This is a genomic window from Curtobacterium sp. B8, assembly GCF_000333315.1.
Taxonomy (GTDB): Bacteria; Actinomycetota; Actinomycetes; order Actinomycetales; family Microbacteriaceae; genus Curtobacterium; species Curtobacterium luteum.
The window spans coordinates 1-4698 of the sequence record NZ_BACW01000430.1 but is presented as its reverse complement, the minus strand read 5'-3'; the positions used below and the strand labels follow the sequence as shown (position 1 = coordinate 4698).

The following is a 4698-nucleotide window of genomic DNA, read 5'->3' as shown; positions in this document are numbered from 1 at the left end:
CGAACCCGCCGACCCGTGCGGCCAGCGCCTCCCACGACCACGAACCGGTGGTCAGGCGGCACCGCTCCGGAGCCGTCGCTTCGAGGACGTCGGCGGGGTCCAGGTAGGGCGCGACCGCGCTCGCCGGGCACCGGAGCTCGACCGTACCGGTGCACGGCCAGGCGTCCTCGACCGTGGACCCCTTGGAGCGCGCCGCCACGAAGGACGCCGGATCGCCCCCGGGGACCGCTCGCGGTGAGAACCGGAGCCGCGTCGGCGCCCGCGGCGTGATGCGGTCGACCCGGAACGTCCGCCAGTCCGTCCGCTCGAGGTCCCACGCCAGGAGGTACCAGCGGCCGGACCGGGCGACCACGGCGTGCGGCTCCACCCGGCGGGGGTCCTCGTCCGGTCCGTAGCCGAAGCGGAGGACCTCCTTGGCGGACACTGCTCGGCTGACCTGCACGAGCACGTCCGGGTCGACCGTCGTCCTCGCGGCAGTCGTCACGACGTCGACCGTGCCGACACGGTTCCGGAGCCGCTCGGGCAGCACCTGCCGGATCGTCGCGAGCGCACGGACGGCACCCTCCGCGATGTCGGCGCCCGACGCCGGGGCAACCGCGAGGGCGATGGCGATCGCGACGGCCTGGTCGTCGTCGAAGAGCAACGGCGGGAGGTCCGCACCCGCGGCGAGCCGGTACCCGCCGGCCGGGCCCCGGAGCGCCTCGACACGGTAGCCGAGCTCGCGGAGCCGGTCGACGTCGCGACGGAGCGTGCGCGGGCTGACCTCGAGACGCCCGGCGAGTTCGTCGCCCGGCCAGTCCCGGTGCACCTGCAGCAGGGACAGCAGCGTCAGCATGCGCGAGGACGGTCCGGACATGCGTCCAGTATCGAGGAAGAAGCGGTCACGATCTGACCGCATTGCGCGACAAGCTCGTCCCATGAGCATCGAGACCACGACCCACCTCAACTTCGACGGACAGGCCCGCGAGGCCCTCGACCACTACGCCCGCGTCTTCGGCGGCGAGGTCGCGTCCATGACCTACGGCGCGATGGGCGCCTCCGACGAGCCCGCCTGGGCCGAGCGCATCGTGTGGGGCCAGGTGACGACCGACGCCGGGCTGCGCGTGATGGCGTTCGACGTGTGGCCTGGCCAGCAGTACGACCAGGGCAGCAACGCCTTCTACGTGTACGTCCACGGGGACGATGCGTCCGAGATCGAGCGGTACTGGACCGGGCTGCTCGACGGCGCCGAGGTCCGGCAGCCGCTCGCGCCGTCGGCCTGGGCGCCGCTGGCCGGGCAGCTCCGGGACCGGTTCGGCGTCATCTGGGCGCTCGACGTGGCCGCACCGCAGGTCTGACGGCTTTCCGGAGCACTTCTGCACGGAATCCGTCAGCCGGTACGGTGCCGGCATGCCCGAGTACCGACCGATGCCCGGCTACGAGCTCGGCCAGGGATGGACCGGGACGCGACGCCGTCGCTCCCGGTCCGCCCGGGTCCGACGCTGGGCCGGGCCCCCGATCGGGCTGTTCGCCCTCGTGGCCGCATGCCTGCTCGTGCACTGGTACGCGGGCGTCGCGCACACCGTGGTGTGGGAGTGCGCGGTGTCGTCGTGCGGGACGAACGACCCCCGCTCCTTCGCGCCGATCGGCTCGTGGGTGCTCGTCGTCCTCGCGGCGTTCGGCGTCCGGACCCTGCCCGGCCGCGGCTGGTGGATCGGCGCGGCAGTCCTGCTGTTCGGGGCCGTCGCCGGCTGGTCGATCGACTGGTGGCGAACGCCTGGCATCGACCTCGAACTGTTCGTCACCCCGATCGCCGCCGGGGTCGTCGGCCTGGGGTTCCTGCTCGTGCAGGTCGGCCGGGCGGTGGACCGCGCCCGTGGTCGGGCGCACGTCGCTCGTCGGCGGGCGGCCAGGGGCGAGTGAGGGTCAGCGCGCGACCGTGAAGCTCTGCGACGGCCCCGCGCAGCTCGCGTCGTCCGGGCACGGCGCGTAGTCCCAGTTCGCGATGGAGACCGAGGCGTCCCCGGGCTCGATGTCGGACGGTACCGGGACGGACACCGACCACGGTCCGTCGAACGCGTCGTCCGAACGCGCGGCATCGGCGAACGCGGTGTCCTCCGGCACGTTCTCGCCCCCGTGCTGCACCTCGATGCGCCACCCGCCGTCCGGCACGTGCACGTCGCACTCGTCGTCGGTGGCGAACGTCACCGTGTCACCCGCGCGGACGGTGCCCGGTGTGACCGTGAACCGGGGGAGGCAGCCCGCCGTCGGGCCGTACACCGGCGACGCGGAACACCCCACCAGGACGCCGCTCACGGCGAGGGTCAGCACGAGGGCGGCGACGAAGCGCGAGCGGATGCGTGTCACTGGCTCATCCTGCCCTGAGGACGACTCAGGCGGGAGTCCACGTGCTGACCGTCACCGCAGCGGTCACCCCGGCCGCGTCGAACTCGGTGCCCTCGGGGACGTGGTGGTGGCTCGGACCCATGTGCACGACGTCGTGGACGTCCTCGGCGCTGAGCTCCATCGTCCACGTCAGGTGCTCGCTGGACCGGCGCGCGAACGCCGGCGTCAGGGAGTCGTGCAGGCGCCGGTCCTTCTCCGGGTCGACGGCGATGGTCGCCGCCGCCAGCTCCGCCAGGTGGCCGGTCCGTGGCGTCACCACCACGAGCACGCCGTCGGGGTGCAGGACACGCGCGTACTCGCGCTGGTTGCGGGGCGCGAAGACGTCCAGCAGGACCGCGGCCGCTCCGTCGACGACCGGGAGGCGCTCGGTCACGTCCCCGACGACGGCCCCGGCCCGCTCGTGGGCGCGTGCGGCGCGCCGGATCGCGATCGGCGAGAGGTCCAGCGCCACCCCGAGCCGGGCAGCACCCGCGTCGGACGTGCGGGGTGCGTCGGACCCGGCCCCGGGCCTAACCGTCCGCCGCGCGCAGCGCATGCGCGAGGTAGGTCCCCGGACCGGAACCGACGTCGAGGACGATGCCCGGGGCGGGCGCCGCGGCGACGATCGCGGCGATCGCCCGCTCGACAGGCGCGTAGTGGCCGCGGCCGAGGAACCGGAGCCGCGCGTCGACCATCTCCGGAGTGTCCGCCGTGAGTGCGCGTCGCTTGGCTGGCAGCAGCGTGAGGTGTCCCTGCTTCGCCTCGTCGAAGCGGTGCCCGTTCGCGCAGCCGATCTGCTCGTCGACGCGGGCGAGCGACTCGGCGCACACCGGGCACGCGAGCACGGGGAGCAGGTCGTCGCGCACCCGTCCAGCGTAGGGCCGCCGACCGCACCGGTAGGTTCTGGTCATGGCGATCATCCACGAGGCGGTCCTCCGCCCCTCCAAGGCCGAGGCGCTCGCCGTCTGGTTGCCGTTGCAGCCCTGGAGCGGCGTCACGCCCGGCGAGGCGGTCGAGGTCGTCGGCCGCTTCCGCTTCGACGACCCGGCCGGCGAGGTCGGGGTCGAGACGATCGTCGTCCGCACCGGGTCCGGTCGGCTGCTGCACGCACCGCTCACCTACCGGGCTGCGCCGCTCCGCGGTGCCGACGCGTTCCTGGTGACCGAGATGGACCACTCCGTGCTCGGTCGGCGCTGGGTGTACGACGCGACCGGGGACCCCGTCTACGCCGACGTGGTCCGCCGCGCGATCGCGACCGGTGGGCACGAGGCCGAACTCGAACGCGCGGACGGCGCCGGGTCCTTCGACAAGGAGGCCACGGCGGTGGGCAGCGGATCGGCACCGTCGTCGCCGACGGTCACGGCGGTCGACACCAGGACCGAGGAGGGCGAGACGACGATCGCCACGGGGCACGGGGAGCTCGTGGTCCTCCGGGTCGTCGGCTCGCCGGTGCCGTCGGGCGAGACCCTGCGGGCGACGTGGGCGACGGGGTCCGGCGTGCTCGTCGTCCTCGTGTAGCGCGCCGACCGGGCCCCGCGCGCCGGTCGAGCCGCGCGCGCCGGTCGAGCCGCGCGCGCCGGTCGGCCTGGCGGGCCGACCTCGTCGGCTGCCGGCGCCGCGCGGTCCGGGGTACCGGCAGGGCCTGCCGCCGGTGCGGTCCGGCTGGCAGGATCGTCGGCGTGAAGACACTGGAGTTGCCACAGACCGACCTCACCGCGTCCGACGTCGTCGTCGGTCTCATGCGGATCAACGACATGAGCGACGAGGACGTCCGCGCGCTCTACTCGGCGTCGCGCGACGCGGGCGTGACCATGTTCGACCACGCCGCGATCTACGGCGGCTGGCACGGCTGCGAGGCGCGCTTCGCCGAGGCCGTGACCCTGTCGTCGTCCGAGCGTGCGGCGATCCAGCTGCAGACGAAGGTCGGCATCCGGCAGGGGTACTTCGACTTCTCGTACGAGCACATCCTGTCGTCGGTCGAGGAGTCCCTCGCGGCCCTCCGCACCGACTACATCGACGTCCTGCTGCTGCACCGCCCGGACGCGCTGGTCGAGCCGGAGGAGGTCGCGAAGGCGTTCGACGAGCTGCACGCGGCGGGCAAGGTCCACCACTTCGGCGTCTCGAACCACACACCCGGTCAGGTCGAGCTGCTGCGTCGTTCGGTGAACCAGCCGCTCGCGTTCAACCAGGTGCAGCTGAGCATCACGCACGCGAACGTCATCGCGCAGGGCGTCGCGGCGAACATGGGCGGGCTCGACCAGTCCGTGGACCGGGACAACGACATCCTCAACCACGCGCGGCTCAACGACATCACGCTGCAGGCATGGTCGCCGT

Annotated in this window: 8 protein-coding genes; 4 read left to right on the top strand and 4 right to left on the bottom strand. The window is 73.5% G+C overall.

Going from position 1 to position 4698, the window contains the following annotated elements:
• On the bottom strand, positions 1–856 hold an 856-nt coding region (locus tag I59_RS11085; protein ID WP_022903919.1), incomplete at its 3' end, for a YafY family protein.
• 61 nt (positions 857–917) lie between these two features.
• Between I59_RS11085 and I59_RS11080 the strand changes: the two genes are divergently transcribed.
• Both I59_RS11080 and I59_RS11075 read left to right on the top strand, forming a co-directional pair.
• Positions 918–1337 carry a VOC family protein gene (locus tag I59_RS11080; RefSeq protein ID WP_022903918.1) on the top strand — a complete coding sequence of 140 codons (420 nt, stop codon included), beginning with the start codon at positions 918–920 and terminating at the stop codon, positions 1335–1337.
• A 52-nt stretch (positions 1338–1389) separates the two neighbouring features.
• The gene (locus tag I59_RS11075; protein ID WP_022903917.1) at positions 1390–1902 is read left to right on the top strand and encodes a hypothetical protein; all 513 of its coding nucleotides are present in this window, start codon (positions 1390–1392) and stop codon (positions 1900–1902) included.
• A gap of 3 nt (positions 1903–1905) precedes the next feature.
• Here I59_RS11075 and I59_RS11070 read toward each other — a convergent pair whose 3' ends face one another.
• From I59_RS11070 to I59_RS22140, 3 genes are read right to left on the bottom strand one after another with little or no spacing between them, the layout of a single operon-like run.
• Positions 1906–2346 carry a hypothetical protein gene (locus I59_RS11070; protein WP_022903916.1) on the bottom strand — a complete coding sequence of 147 codons (441 nt, stop codon included), beginning with the start codon at positions 2344–2346 and terminating at the stop codon, positions 1906–1908.
• Positions 2347–2371: 25 nt separating this feature from the next.
• Positions 2372–2836 (bottom strand): hypothetical protein, encoded by a 465-nt coding sequence (locus I59_RS22145; protein ID WP_042726662.1) that lies wholly within the window; start codon positions 2834–2836, stop codon positions 2372–2374.
• Between the two features lie 58 nt (positions 2837–2894).
• Positions 2895–3230, bottom strand: a complete 336-nt coding sequence (locus I59_RS22140) for a putative RNA methyltransferase (RefSeq protein ID WP_049976574.1) — start codon at positions 3228–3230, stop codon at positions 2895–2897.
• A gap of 43 nt (positions 3231–3273) precedes the next feature.
• Between I59_RS22140 and I59_RS11060 the strand changes: the two genes are divergently transcribed.
• Both I59_RS11060 and I59_RS11055 read left to right on the top strand, forming a co-directional pair.
• Positions 3274–3882, top strand: coding sequence for a hypothetical protein (locus tag I59_RS11060; protein ID WP_022903915.1), 609 nt, complete (start codon positions 3274–3276; stop codon positions 3880–3882).
• Positions 3883–4043: 161 nt separating this feature from the next.
• The coding region (locus tag I59_RS11055; protein WP_022903914.1) for an aldo/keto reductase family oxidoreductase at positions 4044–4698 on the top strand (655 nt) is incomplete at its 3' end.

Excerpts from the sequence above, each read along its gene's own strand:
- I59_RS11075 (WP_022903917.1), top strand. The coding sequence starts at position 1,390 with ATGCCCGAGTACCGACCGATGCCCGGCTACGAGCTCGGCCAGGGATGG.
- I59_RS11080 (WP_022903918.1), top strand. The coding sequence starts at position 918 with ATGAGCATCGAGACCACGACCCACCTCAACTTCGACGGACAGGCCCGC.
- I59_RS11060 (WP_022903915.1), top strand. The coding sequence starts at position 3,274 with ATGGCGATCATCCACGAGGCGGTCCTCCGCCCCTCCAAGGCCGAGGCG.